Here is a 15,657-nt window from a genome sequence, read left to right on the forward strand (position 1 = left end):
GGATCTACACACTGACAGAGTTTCATTCAATCACAACCGTTTCGTGGAAAGTAGTCCACCATCCCCAAGGTGTGCGGAAAAACCGCATTACAACGGGCACAGGCGCTCACAAGCTTCGGGTCCACCCCGTTGACCTTGCCTTTTACAACCTGACAAAAACCCAAAAATCTTATCGTGATATGTGCCACATTTTTCCGTTTTTCACCTAGAAAAGGGGATTTGGCGCATAAAAACTTAGAATCAGCACAGAAATTTGTTGAACCTCAGATCGTACGCACGCATGCGGAAAGCCGCTTGTGTGGGCTTTCGACCCTCACAAGCGGCTTTCTTAAGGCGTTAGAGACTACTTCTCGTCAGCAGCCTTCTCATCCTCCGGCTTCGCAGCCTCGGACTCAGCAGGCTTACCGGACGAGCCGTACATCAACGTCTCGTTATCGGTAGCCTTGCCCAGCTGGTAGGAGGACGTTGCCTCCTGCTGGCCGCAAGCACGCAATACCGCGTCGCCAATCAGCAGGCCAGCAGTGATCACGCCAAGCGCACCAGCAGCCATACCAATCATCTGCGAATTCTCGATCGCGAACGCACCCTGCACACCTGCAGCACGCTGAGCACGATCATGATCGTAGATACCCAGACCCTGCTGGATACGGTCATTAGCGTCCTTGATCGCAGCATTGAGCTGACCACGCACACCCTCCAGACCCGGGATATGCACCTGGGACAAAATGCCCAGCGGAATCAGCAGCAGCAACGGCGAAGCCAGACCAACCAACGAAGCAATGCACTTCGGGTCAGACGAACCAACGTTCACATTGCCAGCACCAGAGCCCTGATTGTCGATGGTGATGTCCACGATCACACGGTTGTTGTTGTCCACAATGCCGTTGCCGGTCGGGGTGATCACCAGCGCGGTGGTGCCGTCAGGGATGCCACCGTTTTCGATGGTGTAGCTCCCGTTGCCGTTGTCCTTGATGTACTTCTCATCAATCGGCTTGAGGTTCTTGCAATCCTTCGCGTTCTTCGGCGGGTTCTTGTCAAGGCAGGCCTCGATGCCGAAGCCGCCCTTGCCATCAACGATGATGGTGATCGAGCCGTTGTTCTTCTCGTAGGAGATCTTCGGCGGCTCGATGGACGAACCACCGGAGGTCTCTGGGATCTCCCCTTCGATGATGCGGATCGGGTTGCCGTTGTTGTCGCGCTCCTCGATAACGATGGAGCCGGTGGAACCCGGGATCGGCTTGAGGTTGAACCTGCCGTGCTCGTCCGGCTCCGGGTTCTCAATCAGGTCGTAGCCGCGCACGATGTGCAGGGTGTTGCCCTTACCCGGGGTCTCCCAGCTGTCTATCTTCGGCTCGACCTTCTTGCGCACCTCGGTGAAGTTGAGCTTGCGCCCCTGCTCGGTGATCTCAATGATGTGGCGGTTGACCACAACACCGGTCTTGGTCTTCTCAATGACGGTGACGAAGTTACCGGAGGTGTCCTCCTTCGGGGTGAGAATCCACTTGCCGTCCTTGTCAACGACGGTGACGTACTCATTGCCCTTAACTACCTCGTAGGTGTTCTCGTTGCGCACGGTCACGGTGAAGTTGCCCAGCTCGGAGACCTTGAAGGTGCTCTCGCCAGTAGTACCGTCGCCGTTTGCGCCGCCACCAATCGGGTCGATGACAAGCACGTAACGGGTCTTCTGCGCACCGTTGGTGACCTCGACAACAGCAGTACCCTTGGCACCCTTGTTCGGGTTGACAACGATGTCGTTGCCGTTGCGCTCGACCTTGATCAGGTCCTGGCCCTCAACGATCTTGTAGGACGCGTTCTCCGGAGCCGTGAGCTTGACCTCGGAGCGGTCCGTGATCTTGTAGGTGAACTCGGACGGCTTCTTCGGCGTGAGGTTCAGGATCCAGCGCTGGATCGGCAGATCACGGGAGTTCTGCAGTTCGATGACGACTGTGCCCTCGGCACCGTCGACGAACTCCGGAATGAACTGCTTCTGGTCGTCCTTCGGGGCGTTCTTGAGCAGGTTCTCGCCCTCGACAACGACAAGGCGCTGCAGGTCGTTGTTGCGGTTGACGATCACCTTGGAGTCTTCGTTAACGGGCTGAGTTGTCTCGTCAACCTCGCTCTCGACAACGTTGATGGTGTAGCGAACGACCACATCGTCGCCGCGCTGCTCCTCCACGACAATCGTGCCGGTGAAGTCCTTGTCCGGCATCAGGCGGGTAACGGTCTTGCCGTCCTTCTCCACCTCAGCCACCGTGACGTTATCCTTGCCCTCGGTGACAACAATCTTGTGGTCGTCCTCGCCCTTGGTGATGTCGACCGTCTGGCGGTTCTTGATCTCGTGGCTGACCTCCTGGGTCTCCACCTTCGCACCCGCAGGAGTAGCGATAATGGTGTAGGTGCCTACGAGGACGCGCTCACCGTCAACCTTCTGGAAGAGGTTTGCCACGATGACGCCCTCGCCAGTCGGCGTGATGATGAACTTGCCGTTGTCCTTCTTCCAGTCGGCGATCTCCTCGCCCTGCTTGAAGTCCAGCTCGTAGCCACCGTCGGCTTCGATCCCGATCACGCTGCCAACGGTCACAGACTTGGTCACCACGTCCACGAGCACGTTGGTGCCCTGGCGGACGTCGAGGGTGAACTGGTGGGTGTTGCCTTGCGAATCCTTGATGGAGACAACGACCTTGCCGGTCTTGTCCGACTTCGGCGTCAGGACCCACACGCCCTGCTCATTCTTTTCCAGGGACGCAACGATGTCCTCGCCCTGGATGACGGTCGGCTCGCCCTGCGCGTCCTCGATCTCCAGCTTGTAGGCGTTGGAGTTACCAATCACGCGGTGCTTATCAAACTTGCTGTCCGGCGCAATGTTGAAGATGTAGTTGTTCTCGTTGCGCGGACGCTCGCCCGGCTCGTGCACCGTGATCTTCGCGGTAGCGCTGATGACACCCTCGTTCGGAGTGACGACGATCTTGCCGTCCTTCTCCTCGGTGGTGATGTACGCGCCACCCTCCTCGATCTCGTAGGTCCAGCCCTTCGGGATCTCGATCTCCTGGGACGCGCCAGCGACGGTGATGTTGAAGAAGTGGTTGTTCACCACAACGTCCTTCTCCGTGATCTCCTTCTGCGCCTTGTTGATCACGTGGATGGTGTATTCGTGGCGGTTGCCCTCGCCATCCACGATCACGATGCGGACGTCGCCCTCACCCTCCTTGATCGGCTTGATATCAAGACCCTTGCCGTCCTTGGACTTGGTGACCTTGACCAGGCCGTTGGAGTCGTCGATGAAGTCGATCTTCCAATCGCCGAGCTTCTCCACCTCGATGTGGCGCTCGTCCTTCTTCTGGGAGAAGTCGAAGGCGTACTCGTACTTGCGGAAGTAGCGCTCAACAACGCGCGTGCTCTCGATGGTCTCGTGCGTGATGTTCTCCACCGTGGTGGTCACCGTTGCCTCCGGCGCAGCGGTCACGGTCTTCACCACGGTGCTCGGTGCGAGCGTGGAGGTCTGCGTGACCGTCTTCGGCTCAGCAGTCTTGGTGCTGGTGACGGTGTCGGGTGCATCCGTCTCGGTGACGGTGGCTTCGGCGCCCTTGTACACCGTGGTGGTGGTATCCGGCTCGCGCTCCTCCACCACGATGGTCTCCGGAGCCTCGGTCACGGTCGAGGTCACCGTCTCGGTGCTGTCGCGCTTGACCACGGTCTTGGTCACCGTCGGGGTGACGTCCTTGACGTCGGTGCGGGTCGCGCGGACGGTCTCCGTGCGCTCGTGGACCGGCTGCACGTACTTGGTCACCGTGCGCTCGGGGCGCTCGGTCACGTGTGCCGTCTCGGTCGGGCCCTCGGCCTGCACCGTCTTGGTCACGGTCTTACCCGGGATGGTGCTCGTCACCGTCGTGACCGCCTCCGCCGGCTTGGTCACCGTCACGGTCTCCACGGAGACGTTCGGGCCGCCCGGACGCGGGTTGAAACCCTTCAGGCCCGGCTGCGCGATGGTGATGATGCGCTGGGTGGTGCCCTCATCGCCGATCTTGTCGCTGAGGTTGTAGTTCTTCGGCATCAGGATGGTGACGTACTCACCCTGCTCCACGTTGGACGTGACCTTGTCAAAAGAGTCCGACTTGGCCAGGTAGTAACGGGACTGGCCGAGCTGGTTGCCAAAGTTGGCCTTGATCTCAAAACCGGTCCACTGGGTGAACTCGGCGGCCGTGATCATCGGCATGCCGGAGCCCGCGACCTCGCGGCGGATCTGGCCACGGACCAGGTCAAGGGTCTCCTTGTGGTTGGACAGCAGGGCCTGCAGCGCGTAGTTGATGCGCTTGACCTCTGCGTAGTTGCCGTTGTTGTACTCGGTCAGCATCCGCTTGGTACCGGCGACAGCAGCCTTCTGCACGTCCGGGTCAATCTTCAGCGTGCCGCCATCAACCTTGTTGTAACCCACCAGGCCGGACATACCGTCAAGCTTGCGCACCTCGTACTGAGAATCGTAACGGGGTGCCGGCTGCGCAATATCAATGCACCAGCCCGGGCCGTAATTGGTGGCGTAAACCATCTGCGCAGACTCACCAACGTGCTTGGAGATCTGCTGCTTGATGTTAAAGTCCACGGCGTCCTGCAGCTCATCGCCCGCGAGCTGGGAGTACACCTTCGTCACCTTCTCGTCTGCCTGAGCAGCCGGGGTGATAGCAACTGCACCGCTCGCGACGACAGCGGTGGAAATGAGCGCAGACATAATGCGCTTCTTTAGATTTGCGTTTTGCAACGGCCCAATCCTTAAAACTTGTCGGAGATAATCGAAGCAGCCTGGAGATCTCCTGAACACGGATCTACACACTGACAGAGTTTCATTCAATCACAACCGTTTCGTGGAAAGTAGTCCACCATCCCCAAGGTGTGCGGAAAAACCGCATTACAACGCGCACAGGCGGACCTAAGCCAGTCGACAAAGGCGCTGACCTTGGCCTTTTCAACCTGACAAAAACCCAAAAATGTTTGAGTGATATGTGCCACATTTTCGTATTAGTCACTCAGAAAAGGGGGTATGCGTGCAAAAAACTTAAAATCAGCACAGAAAACCAGCTCCCCACGCAAACTAAGCACGCAACGCAATAACCCCCGCACCGTGTCTGTGACGGCGCGGGGGTTATCCCACACTGTGGAGCATAGGAGAATCGAACTCCTGACATCCTGCTTGCAAAGCAGGTGCTCTACCAACTGAGCTAATGCCCCATTGCCGAGACCCTATATTACTAGTGTCTCCGTGGGCCTAGCAAGAATCGAACTTGCGACCTCATCGTTATCAGCGATGCGCTCTAACCGACTGAGCTATAGGCCCTGGCAACGGATAAGAATATTACGCACCATTGCCATAACCACCAAATCGCCAGGTCAGGGTGCGTATCGGCACCTGCAACGTGGCGTCGATAAGCACCCCTTAGCCCTACTTTGCGCGGTTGGACATAGTGAAGCTGACGCCGCCTACAAGATCAGCGATGCTGTTGTAAATCACCACGGTCAGCGGCGCCATGATGGCGGTAAACACCACGCCGATCAGGCCCAGCAGGCCGGCGGCTGACAGGCAGACCTTCATATCGATGACCTGGTCGCCGCCGACGCCGCCGATGAGCGAGTTCACCGAGTCGATCACCCCGGCCTGCTCCAGGCCGAAGTAGACGATGGTCACGCCGATCATCCACGCCACGAACCCGATGAGCGCCAGGATCGTCGCCACCTTGAACATCGAGCTCGCGCCGATGTTGCGGATGGTTACCTTCCGTGCGGCCATCGCTTACTCCTCACCCTCGGGGCCACCGCTTATCGACGACTGCGTCGCCTCCTGCGCCTCCTCAAGGGTCTTCTCACCCTTCGCCACTGCAGTGGCCTCCTCCTCGCCGGAGTCCTCGACGTTGACGTCGATAGCCAGGAGCTCGACATCGTCGGCAAGATCCACCAGGCGCACACCCATGGTCGCGCGCGAGGACGGCCGGATCTGGTTGACCTCGGTGCGGATCACGCCGCCGGCGGAGGTGATGGCGAAGATCTGGTCCTCCTCGTCGACTGCGAGCGCGCCGATCAGCTTGCCGCGCTTCGGCGTGTACTTGAACGTCATCACGCCCATGCCGCCGCGGCCCTGCTGGTTGTACTCCTCAATGGCGGTGCGCTTGCCGTAGCCGCCGGAGGTGGCCACGAGCAGGTACTCGCCGTCCTGCACCACCGTCATGGCCAGGAGCTGGTCGTCGTCGCGGAAGCGCATGCCCTTCACGCCGGCGGTCGCGCGGCCCATCGGGCGCAGCTGGTCGTCGTCAGCCGCGAAGCGGATCGCCTGGCCCTGCTCGGAGACCAACAGGATGTCGTCCTCCTCGTTGGTCAGCGCGGCGCCGATGAGCGCGTCGCCCTCGTTGAGGTTGATGGCGATCAGCCCTGCGGAGCGTGCCGACTCGTAGTCGGTCAGGCGCGACTTCTTCACGCGGCCATCGCGGGTGGCCAGCACCAGGTAGGGCGCGTCCTCGTAGGACTGGATCTGGATGATCTGGGCGATCTTCTCCTCCGGCTGGAACTCCAGCAGGTTCGCCACGTGCTGGCCGCGGGCAGTGCGGCCCGCCTCCGGCAGCTCGTAGGCCTTCAGCCGGTAGACGCGGCCGAAGTTGGTGAAGAAGAGGATCCAGTCGTGCGTGGAGCAGATGAAGAAGTGCTTGACCACATCGTCCTGCTTCAGCTCCGCGCCGCGCACGCCCTTGCCGCCGCGCTTCTGGCTCTTGTACGCATCCACCTTGGTGCGCTTGGCGTAGCCGGTGGAGGTGATGGTGACCACGACGTTCTCGCGCGCGATCAGGTCCTCCTCCGTCACGTCGCCGGTGGCAGCCACGATCTGGGTGCGGCGCTCGTCGCCGAACTTGTCCACGATCTCCTTGAGCTCGGTCGCCACGATCTCGCGCTGGCGCTCCGGCTTGGCCAGGATGTCCTTGTAGTCCGCGATCTGGCGCTCGATCTCCGCCAAGTCGTCCACGATCTTCTGGCGCTCCAGGGCGGCCAGGCGACGCAGCTGCATGGCGAGGATCTCGTTGGCTTGGATCTCGTCGACGTCGAGAAGCTTCATGAGCCCCTGGCGCGCATCGTCCACCGTCGGGCTGCGACGAATGAGCGCGATGACCTCGTCCAACGCGTCGAGGGCCTTGACCAGGCCGCGCAGGATGTGGGCGCGCTTCTCCGCCTCGTCCAAGCGGTACTGGGTGCGGCGAACGATGACCTCGATCTGGTGCTGCACGTAGTAACGCAGCATCTGATCCAGGCGCAGGGTGCGCGGCACACCATCGACGATGGAGAGCATGTTGGCCGAGAAGTTCGTCTCCAGCTGCGAGTGCTTATACAGGTTGTTCAGCACCACGCGCGGCACGGCGTCGCGCTTGAGCCTGACCACGATGCGCATACCGATGCGGTCCGAAGACTCGTCGTCAATGCTGGCGATGCCCGCCATCTTGCCCGCGTTGACCTGATCTGCGATGTTGTGGATGAAGTTATCCGGGTTGACCTGGTACGGCAGCTCCGTGATCACGATGACCTGGCGGTTGCCCACCTCCTCGATCTCGGTCACGCCGCGCATGCGGATCGAGCCGCGGCCCGTGGTGTAGGCCTCCTTGATGCCCTTGTCGCCCACGATCAGGCCGGCGGTGGGGAAATCCGGGCCCTTGACGTACTTGAGCACCGCGTCCAGAGTGGTCTTCTCGTCCGCGTCGTGGTTGTCCAGGATCCAGTAGATGGCCTCGGCCAACTCGTTCAAGTTGTGCGGCGGAATGTTCGTGGCCATGCCGACCGCGATGCCGTTCGAGCCGTTCATGAGCAGGTTCGGCACGCGCGAGGGCAGCACATCCGGCTCGCGGGTCTTCGAGTCGAAGTTGGGCGAGAAATCCACCGCGTTCTCGCGGATGTCGCGCACCATCTCCATCGCCAGCGGGGTGAGCTTGCACTCCGTGTAACGCATAGCAGCCGGGCCGTCGTTGCCCGGCGAGCCGAAGTTGCCCTGCCCGTGCACCAGCGGGTAACGCATCGCCCACGGCTGCGCCATGCGCACCAGGGTGTCGTAGATCGCGCTATCACCGTGCGGGTGGTAGTTACTCATCGTCTCGCCGACGGCCTTCACGCTCTTCACAAACGAGCGCTCCGGACGGAAACCGGCGTCGTACATCGCGTAAATGACGCGGCGGTGCACCGGCTTCATGCCGTCGCGCACCTCGGGCAGCGCGCGGCCCACGATCACGCTCATCGCGTAATCGATGTAGCTGGTCTGCATCTCCTCGTTGATATCAATGGGCTGGATGGCGTCGAAACCGCCGCCACCTAGAGTGTCATCACTCATTGCTCACCTTTCTTTACTTGGCCTAGAACGCAGTTTACCGGCCCTGTAACGCTTTGCCGCGTTGAGCAGTGGTATCAATGTGGTATGGCTATGACACTCCGGCTCACCGCTGACGAAGACAAGGCGCTCGTCCTACTCGCCTCCGCGTGGGGCTGCTCCAAGCAGGAGGCCGCCCGCCGCGCCGTGGTCACCGCCGCCACTCGCCTGCTTGACGACGCCACCGTCACCGACCTCGCACGCTCCACCATCCCCGGCTACACAGCGATGGAATCGCGCATCCGGCAGGCCAGGTAGCCCATGCGAGGAATGAGTGCGGAACAGCTTTTGGCTGTTGCCGACGAGTACTGCGTGGTCACAGGAGCCCGGGTGCGCTCCTTTTCCGCGCTGGTCGCCTGCGCCGCCGTCCCCGGTGCGCGGGTGCACGGGGTGCCTGTGTTTGACACTGCTTCGCGGGCTGCGGAGGAGCTGGCTGCAGCGGTGCGCAGGATGGAGCCGTTGACCGCTGGCAATTCCGGCTTCGCGGAGGTGGTTGCGGAGGTGTATAGAAGGTGGGCCGGGTTGACTGCGTGACTGCGTGAAACTTTCCACCACAGCAAACACCCAGGTTGGCGTTTCCGCAGGTGGCTGGGAACTACATTGGATGCCTATGCGAAATCTCTCACGGACTCCGCCGCAGAACCTCCTCAACGGCCTCGGGGAGCCTCGCTAACGTCCCCTCGGCGAAGCGCAACACCTGCCACCCCTGCGCAACCAGCTCGATCTGAATCACCGAATCCCTGGTGCGCTGCTGCTTGTCCCAGTGGTGTGCGCCGTCGTACATCAGGCCGATCCGCGGTTCCACCAACGCTAGGTCCAGGTCGGTGACGCGCTTGCCCCATGCATTGCGGATCACCACCTGTTCGGCCAAGGTCAACCCATGTTTCCGAGCTAACGGAGCCGCAAGCAGGCGCATCTCTGTTTCTTTGGGCGAATCCGCTAGCGCACTCGACGCACCCAGCACCTTGGACAGCCACCTGCGATCCAGGCGCCCAAACGCAGAAGCGCGGATGGATTCGGGGTTGAGGTTGCAGAAGCGACGGGTGGCGTCGATAAGCTGCACGGCGCGTACACACGTACTGGGCGCGGGCCATGCACACTCGCCGCGACGGATGCTCACAAGCGCATCCACCACAGCGACCGGGGGCGATGCCACGGAGATCGGCTGGCCCGCGCACATCACGGTCCAGGTCTCACCCGCGCGCAGATCGCGGCGCCATAGTGCCGGGGAAAGCTCCGTGGCCGGCCGATTCTTGCGGATGCCGCGGCCAAGCAGCACGGTGTCACAACTATCCGCCAGGAAAGGCAGGCCGTAGAGCGCCAGCGCGCCCATACCGGTTACCGTCGTGCCCGGATAGGCCAACGCGTGCGCAACAGCGCGGTCGGTGGCGGGCACGGGGTACGCGATCCCGCGCGGGTGGTGCCTCGCCGCATGGGCAACGAAGTGCGGCTCACGCAACATCGCCCCGGGCAGCGAAAACTTGTGGTTAATCGGCACACCTAGCTCCCTCGGCACCACGTGCGCCCCAGCCATGATGTGCATCCCATTGTGAAGTCTCCCCATACCTGTTAGACGCCGCGCACGGCACGCCGGTTCCCCCAAACCCGCCGACATGCATAAAGTGTTGGGCATGAGAAAACGCTCGCTCGCCGCGCTCACCGCGCTCGCTCTCGCCTCCACCGTCCCCGCGCCCGCGCACGCAGGTGTGACCGAACTGTCTTCCGCCGGTTCATCGGGCTCCTCCAGCTCGAAGGTCCCCGAGGGCAAGGTCCCCGAGGACGGGCCGAAAGTCCCCGAGCAGCCCGCCCTTGGCAGCGCGTACACAGGATCGGCCCCGCTATCGCTAGGCATCGCTGCGGCCGCGACCTTCATCGCGGTGCAATTGCTTATCGACGCCACCCCGCCCCTCCGCCAGGCCGTCGACGACATCGCCAAGCAGGCGGGCTTAAGCGGCGTCTACGGGTCTTCGGAGGGCAACCGCATCTTCGACGTGCCCGCCTGGATTGCACTGGCCGAGCAGTTCGCAGGCCAGCAGCTGCCGATGCCGCAGTTGCCGCAAATGCCCCGCTAGGACGGGGTTTCCGCGGTCGCGTTCCACCCTCAGACCACCTGACATGGCGGCGCTATTGAGGCCGTGCTAAGTTTGTCACAGTTGTGGTTGCAGTGACTCATGTGACTCGTGAGGATGACGCTTCCCTCCGGTACGCCGCCCTTTCCCGTGGCATACCGATTTCAGAAGATGCGCAAGCGTTTCCCTACGGCATCACACAGCCCGAGCACTGTGGCGGAAGAGCCACAACCCACCGTTGACAGGGCGGTCCCGGAGAGCCGGGGCCGCCCTATTTTTGTGGGGTAGCTGACCGGAAGCTGTGTACAGATTCCCGCCAAGTGTAAAAATAGTTCCCGTTTTCCCGCGCGCTACACGTTTGTCTGTTTTATACTCAGGTTCGACATTCAAACCGTCTACTACTCCTAAGGACATCATCATGATTACTACCATCGTTGGTTCACTTGTCGGTCTCGCTTCCTCCGTTGCAACCATCTGGGCTGTGCTCGAGGTCTACACCGTTTCCCAGCGCCACCCGGGCATGCCGATCGACCGCGCAGCTCGCATCGCTGCTGCCAAGTACGGCATCCGCTTCTAAGCTGTACGGTGCAACGCTGAGCCCGCCCACTGTGGCGGGCTTTTTGCATTCCCGGAAGTAGACTGTGTGCCATGTCTGATTTGCAGAAACTGCTCGATGCACAAACCCGCCCCGCAGTGGCCAAGGACCTGGCTGAGCTGGCAGAGACCACCACGGCCAAACAGTCCGGCCTGACCGGCATGGCGATGAAATCCGCACTGGCCGCCGGGAAGAAGGCAGACGCAGACGCCATCCCCAAGGGCATGAACAAGGTCCTGCCGAAGGTGGTAGACGGGTTGCAGCCCCACTGGTCCAAGTTCGAGGCAGAGAACGGTGCCGACTTTGGCCGCTACCTTTCCGACCACGAGGATGAAGTCGTCGACGACCTCATCAAGGCCGCCGACGCCGCCGTGGATTCGCTGCCGGGGCCGGTGAAGAAGGTCTACACCTCGCTGCGCAATAAAGCGGCGAAGATTGTCGGCCCGGCCCTGCCCGAGCTGGGGCAGATCGTGCAGAAGCACGCGTAATACCGTGAAAGATCCGACATCGCTTTTGCGTTTCCGCAGGTGAATTTTCCCACCTCGAGAATATGTGCGGAATCTTTCACACATGAATAGCAAAAGGCGCGGCCCCCAACAGGGACCGCGCCTTCGCCGTACAACCAGCTACACGTCGAGGAAGCGAACGTCCTTTGCCTTGCGGGTGATGAAGCTGCGGCGGGCCGCCACGTCATCGCCCATAAGGATGCTGAACAGCTCGTCGGCGCGCTGCGCGTCTTCGAGCTCGACGCGGCGCAGGATGCGCGTTTCCGGGTTGAGCGTGGTCTCCCACAGCTCCTTCGCATTCATCTCACCCAGGCCCTTGTAGCGCTGGATGCCGTCGTCGGTGTTGATCTTGCGGTTGGCTTCGAGGCCTTCGGCCAGGAGGCGGTCGCGGTCGGCGTCGGTAAACGCGTAGCCCGGCTGGCCCTTCGCCCACTTCAGCTTGTACAGCGGCGGGTTCGCCAGGTAGACGTGCCCATCCGTGACCAGGTCCGGCATGAAGCGGAACAGCAGGGTCAGCAGCAGGGTGGCGATGTGCTGGCCGTCCACATCAGCATCGGCCATAAGCACGATCTTGTGGTAGCGCAGCTTGTTGATGTCAAACTCGTCGTGAATACCGGTACCCAACGCCGTGATGATGGCCTGGACCTCGGCGTTCTTCAGTACGCGGTCCATGCGCGCCTTCTCCACGTTCAGGATCTTGCCGCGCAGCGGCAGGATGGCCTGGTACATGGAGTCACGCCCGCCCTTCGCGGAGCCGCCTGCGGAGTCGCCCTCCACGATAAACAGCTCGGACTTCACCGGGTCCTTCGAGCGGCAGTCCGCCAGCTTGCCGGGCAGCCCGCCCAGGTCGGAAGCGGACTTGCGACGCACCAGGTCGCGCGCCTTACGCGCCGCCTGACGGGCCTGGGAGGAGGACACGGCCTTGTTGACAATGGCCTTCGCCTCCGCAGGGTTGGCGTCGAACCAGTCGGAGAGGTGCTCGTTGACGGTGCGCTGCACAAAGCCCTTGATCTCGGTGTTGCCCAGCTTCGTCTTCGTCTGGCCCTCGAACTGCGGGTCCGCCACGCGCACGGAAACAATGGCGGCGATGCCCTCGCGGCAGTCGTCGCCGGTGAGGTTCGGCTCCTTGTCCTTGAGCAGCTTGTGTTCGCGGGCGTACCGGTTCATCAGCGTGGTCAGCGCCGCGCGGAAGCCCTCCTCGTGCGTGCCGCCCTCGTGGGTGTTAATCGTGTTGGCAAAGGTGTGCACCGACTGCTTGTAGGAGTTGTTCCACTGCAGTGCGACCTCCGCCTCGTGCTCCTCGCCCTTCTGCTCAAAACCGATAACGGACGGGTGGATCGCGCTCTTGCCCTTGTTGATGTACTCGACGTAGTCGATCAGACCATTCGGGTAGTGGAAGGTGGCCTTCTTCTCGCGCTTCTTCTTCTTGCTTGGCGCGACTTCCTCAGAACCGGAAGCGTCGTCCACGACCGTCTCGTCGTCGAAGGACTCCTCCTCCACCAGGGCGGCGGTCTCGCCTTCCTCGGCGATGGCTTCGAGCTCGAGTTCCTCGTCGGTGACGCGCTCGTCCTTGAGTGTAATGGTCAGGCCCTTGTTCAGGAATGCCATTTCCTGGAGGCGGCGCGAAATCGTGTCGTAATCAAACTCGACGGTTTCAAAAATCTCCGGGTCCGGCCAGAAGCGGATGGCCGTGCCGGTGCCGCGGGCGTTGCCGCCCTCCTCCAGCTTCTCCGGCACCGCGTTGGCAAAGCGCTGGTACCAGTGCTTACCGTCGCGCTTGATGTCCGCCTCCACGCGGGTGGACAGCGCGTTGACCACGGAAATACCCACGCCGTGCAGACCACCGGAGACCGCGTAGGACTCAGAGTCGAACTTGCCGCCGGCGTGCAGCTGCGTCATGACCACCTGCACGGTCGGCGCGCCGGACGGGTGCATTTCCACCGGGATACCACGGCCGTTATCCACGACCTCGACCCCGCCGTCGGCCAGCAGGGTGACATCGACGCGGTCGGCGTAGCCCGCCATGGCCTCGTCGACCGAGTTGTCCACGACCTCCCACACCAGGTGGTGCAGGCCGCGCGCGCCGGTGGAACCGATGTACATGCCGGGGCGCTTGCGGACAGCCTCGAGACCCTCAAGGATAGTAATCGATGACGCGTCGTAATGAGGTTGATGTTCAGCCACTGCTTGGACTCTCCTCTATAAAGCAATATGTGCCAAAAGCGTGTTTAACCCGCTCTATCTTACACGGTGTGGGGACCATTTAGGGCACCAGGCGAGCCAGCGAGAGGGCGTTTCTCGCGCGGTATTCGCGCTCTACCCGTACGTGTCCCGCGGCCCGCGCCCCTTCACGTGCAGCGGCCCGTAGCGCCAACTCTTCGTGCGCGGACCGAAGATGTGCAGCTTTGTAATCACATCCGGCCCGAGCTTCTCCGCGAGCGCCCGCAGGATGGTGGACTGCATATACTTCATCTGGGTGGCCCAGGCGGTCGTGTCGCACGTGATGTGGACCTCACCGTCCTTGATCATCTCCACCTTCGTGTGCTGCGCAATCTTGGCGCCGACCAGCGATTCCCAGTTGCCCATCACCCAGCCGTAGGCCATGTGCTCGGTCCAGTCGCGCTGACGCACCTCCTTGCCCAAAAGCGCCGAAAACGAAGCCACCTCGTAACTGCGCGGCAGTGCCCGCCCGTCCTGCCCCGTCGGCCGCCCGCGTCTGACCCACGGCCGCTTCTTCTCCTCGGCAAAGTTCAGGCCAGGCACCTGCACCTCGGTGGCGTTCGTGAGCATTCGCTTATCGACGCTCCGACGCGGCACCACATTCACACCCTGCCTCTTCAAATTCGGCAGCTTCCTCCCGCCGTGCCGCGCCGTTTCACGCAACTGCTCAAAAGTCTGCTGCACCAGGTCACTCAAGGAACGACACCCCCTCGTCCATCCGCACGGTGTAGCGGGCCGAGACAGCGTTGTCCAGGTTGCCGGGCAGGTCGTCTCCCACCGCGGCGGTAATGAGTACCTGCTCCGCTTCCTCGGCCACGTGGACCAAACGCTCGCGGCGCTTCGCATCCAGCTCGGCGAAGACGTCGTCCAGGATCAGCACCGGCTCCACCCCATCCTGCACGAGCAGGGCGTATTCCCCTAAGTGCAGCGCGAGCGCGAACGACCAGGTCTCGCCGTGGGAGGCGTAACCCTTGGCCGGCGCATCGCCCAGCATGAGCACCAGGTCGTCGCGGTGCGGGCCAACAAGCGTGGTGCCGCGGTCGAGTTCCTCCTCGCGGCGTCGCCCCAGCTCGGCGAGCATCGCTGCTTCCAGGATGGCCGGGTCCTGCGAGGCCTCGCCGGCCAGTTCCCGCACGGCTTTGTCCAGGGTGGAGGTGTAGTGGACTGCCGCTGGTCGGGATTCGGGGGCGACTGCGGTGTAGGACTCGGTGATGTGGGGCGACAGGGCGTCGATAAGCGCGAGGCGACCCGCAATCACCTGGGCGCCGAGCGTGGCGAGCTGCCCATCCCACACATCGAGCGTGCTCAGCGCGCTCGCACCCTGCGCATCGCTGTAGCCGCGGCGCAGTACCATGTTCGAGCGCTTCAAAAGCGCGTTGCGCTGGCGCAATACCTTGTCATAGTCCGCCTTCACTCCGCCCAAGCGGCGGGTGCGCAGCGCGGCGAGTGCATCGAGGAAGCGGCGGCGCTCCGCGGGCTCACCTGTGACCAGGCGCAGATCCTCCGGTGAGAACATCACCGTGCGCAGCACCCCGGCCAGCTCGCGGGGGGATTTCAGGCGCGTGCGGTTGATCTGAGCCTGGTTCGCGCCCGCGGCTTTGAGCAGCAGGTGCGTGGTCAGGGCGCGGCCCTCGTTGATGATCGTGGCGGAGATGCGCGCGTTTTCCGCGCCCGAGCGCACCAGCGGGCCGTCCGTGCTCACGCGGTGGCTGCCCAGCACCGAGGTGTAATACACCGCCTCGACGATGTTGGTTTTGCCGTGCCCGTTGCGGCCGGAAAACACCGTGACCCCCGGTTCGAGCTCCACGTTGAGCTCGGGCCAAGAGCGGAAATCGCGCAGGTCAAGCTGGCTTACGTACACGAATTGCCCTTGAGAGCTCTCTCCGG

At 62.3% G+C, this 15,657-nt stretch carries 12 protein-coding genes and 2 tRNA genes; 5 read left to right on the forward strand and 9 right to left on the reverse strand.

Annotation, left to right across the window (positions count from 1 at the left end):
- Positions 1-343 precede the first annotated feature (343 nt).
- From HMPREF2990_RS02210 to gyrA, 5 genes are all read right to left on the reverse strand, one after another.
- Positions 344-4,723: a hypothetical protein gene (locus tag HMPREF2990_RS02210; protein ID WP_070762513.1), complete on the reverse strand. Its 4,380-nt coding sequence runs from the start codon at positions 4,721-4,723 to the stop codon at positions 344-346.
- Positions 4,724-5,147: 424 nt separating this feature from the next.
- Positions 5,148-5,220: transfer RNA gene (locus tag HMPREF2990_RS02215), tRNA-Ala, on the reverse strand.
- A 32-nt stretch (positions 5,221-5,252) separates the two neighbouring features.
- Positions 5,253-5,326 (reverse strand) — tRNA-Ile (locus HMPREF2990_RS02220).
- Between the two features lie 105 nt (positions 5,327-5,431).
- Entirely contained in the window at positions 5,432-5,776 is a 345-nt protein-coding gene (locus HMPREF2990_RS02225; RefSeq protein WP_038587442.1) for a DUF3566 domain-containing protein, read from the reverse strand.
- A gap of 3 nt (positions 5,777-5,779) precedes the next feature.
- Positions 5,780-8,344, reverse strand: a complete 2,565-nt coding sequence (gene gyrA / locus HMPREF2990_RS02230) for a DNA gyrase subunit A (protein ID WP_070762514.1) — start codon at positions 8,342-8,344, stop codon at positions 5,780-5,782.
- A gap of 84 nt (positions 8,345-8,428) precedes the next feature.
- On the opposite strand from gyrA, the gene HMPREF2990_RS02235 reads away from it, so the two are divergent.
- Positions 8,429-8,638: a CopG family transcriptional regulator gene (locus tag HMPREF2990_RS02235; RefSeq protein WP_070762515.1), complete on the forward strand. Its 210-nt coding sequence runs from the start codon at positions 8,429-8,431 to the stop codon at positions 8,636-8,638.
- Between the two features lie 3 nt (positions 8,639-8,641).
- On the forward strand, positions 8,642-8,914 hold the full coding sequence (locus tag HMPREF2990_RS02240; protein ID WP_070762516.1) for a TetR family transcriptional regulator: 273 nt from the start codon (positions 8,642-8,644) through the stop codon (positions 8,912-8,914).
- 88 nt (positions 8,915-9,002) lie between these two features.
- On the opposite strand, the gene HMPREF2990_RS02245 is transcribed toward HMPREF2990_RS02240, so the two are convergent.
- A complete protein-coding gene (locus tag HMPREF2990_RS02245) occupies positions 9,003-9,914 on the reverse strand; it encodes a hypothetical protein (protein ID WP_141757765.1) in 912 nt (303 codons plus the stop codon).
- A gap of 97 nt (positions 9,915-10,011) precedes the next feature.
- On the opposite strand from HMPREF2990_RS02245, the gene HMPREF2990_RS02250 reads away from it, so the two are divergent.
- From HMPREF2990_RS02250 to HMPREF2990_RS02255, 3 genes are all read left to right on the forward strand, one after another.
- Positions 10,012-10,452, forward strand: a complete 441-nt coding sequence (locus tag HMPREF2990_RS02250) for a hypothetical protein (RefSeq protein WP_070762518.1) — start codon at positions 10,012-10,014, stop codon at positions 10,450-10,452.
- Between the two features lie 415 nt (positions 10,453-10,867).
- A complete protein-coding gene (locus HMPREF2990_RS12865; RefSeq protein ID WP_168167109.1) occupies positions 10,868-11,026 on the forward strand; it encodes a hypothetical protein in 159 nt (52 codons plus the stop codon).
- A 71-nt stretch (positions 11,027-11,097) separates the two neighbouring features.
- A complete protein-coding gene (locus HMPREF2990_RS02255; RefSeq protein WP_070762519.1) occupies positions 11,098-11,532 on the forward strand; it encodes a DUF6918 family protein in 435 nt (144 codons plus the stop codon).
- Between the two features lie 138 nt (positions 11,533-11,670).
- Here HMPREF2990_RS02255 and gyrB read toward each other — a convergent pair whose 3' ends face one another.
- From gyrB to recF, 3 genes are all read right to left on the reverse strand, one after another.
- Complete coding sequence (gyrB, locus tag HMPREF2990_RS02260; protein WP_070762520.1) at positions 11,671-13,734, reverse strand: DNA topoisomerase (ATP-hydrolyzing) subunit B; 2,064 nt, start codon at positions 13,732-13,734, stop codon at positions 11,671-11,673.
- Between the two features lie 132 nt (positions 13,735-13,866).
- The gene (locus tag HMPREF2990_RS02265) at positions 13,867-14,466 is read right to left on the reverse strand and encodes a DciA family protein (protein ID WP_070762521.1); all 600 of its coding nucleotides are present in this window, start codon (positions 14,464-14,466) and stop codon (positions 13,867-13,869) included.
- Positions 14,459-15,631 carry a DNA replication/repair protein RecF gene (gene recF / locus HMPREF2990_RS02270; protein WP_070762522.1) on the reverse strand — a complete coding sequence of 391 codons (1,173 nt, stop codon included), beginning with the start codon at positions 15,629-15,631 and terminating at the stop codon, positions 14,459-14,461. The genes HMPREF2990_RS02265 and recF overlap by 8 nt, the downstream gene beginning before the upstream one ends.
- Positions 15,632-15,657 lie beyond the last annotated feature (26 nt).

Origin of the sequence: Corynebacterium sp. HMSC071B10 (assembly GCF_001814825.1) — a bacterium.
GTDB lineage: Bacteria > Actinomycetota > Actinomycetes > Mycobacteriales > Mycobacteriaceae > Corynebacterium.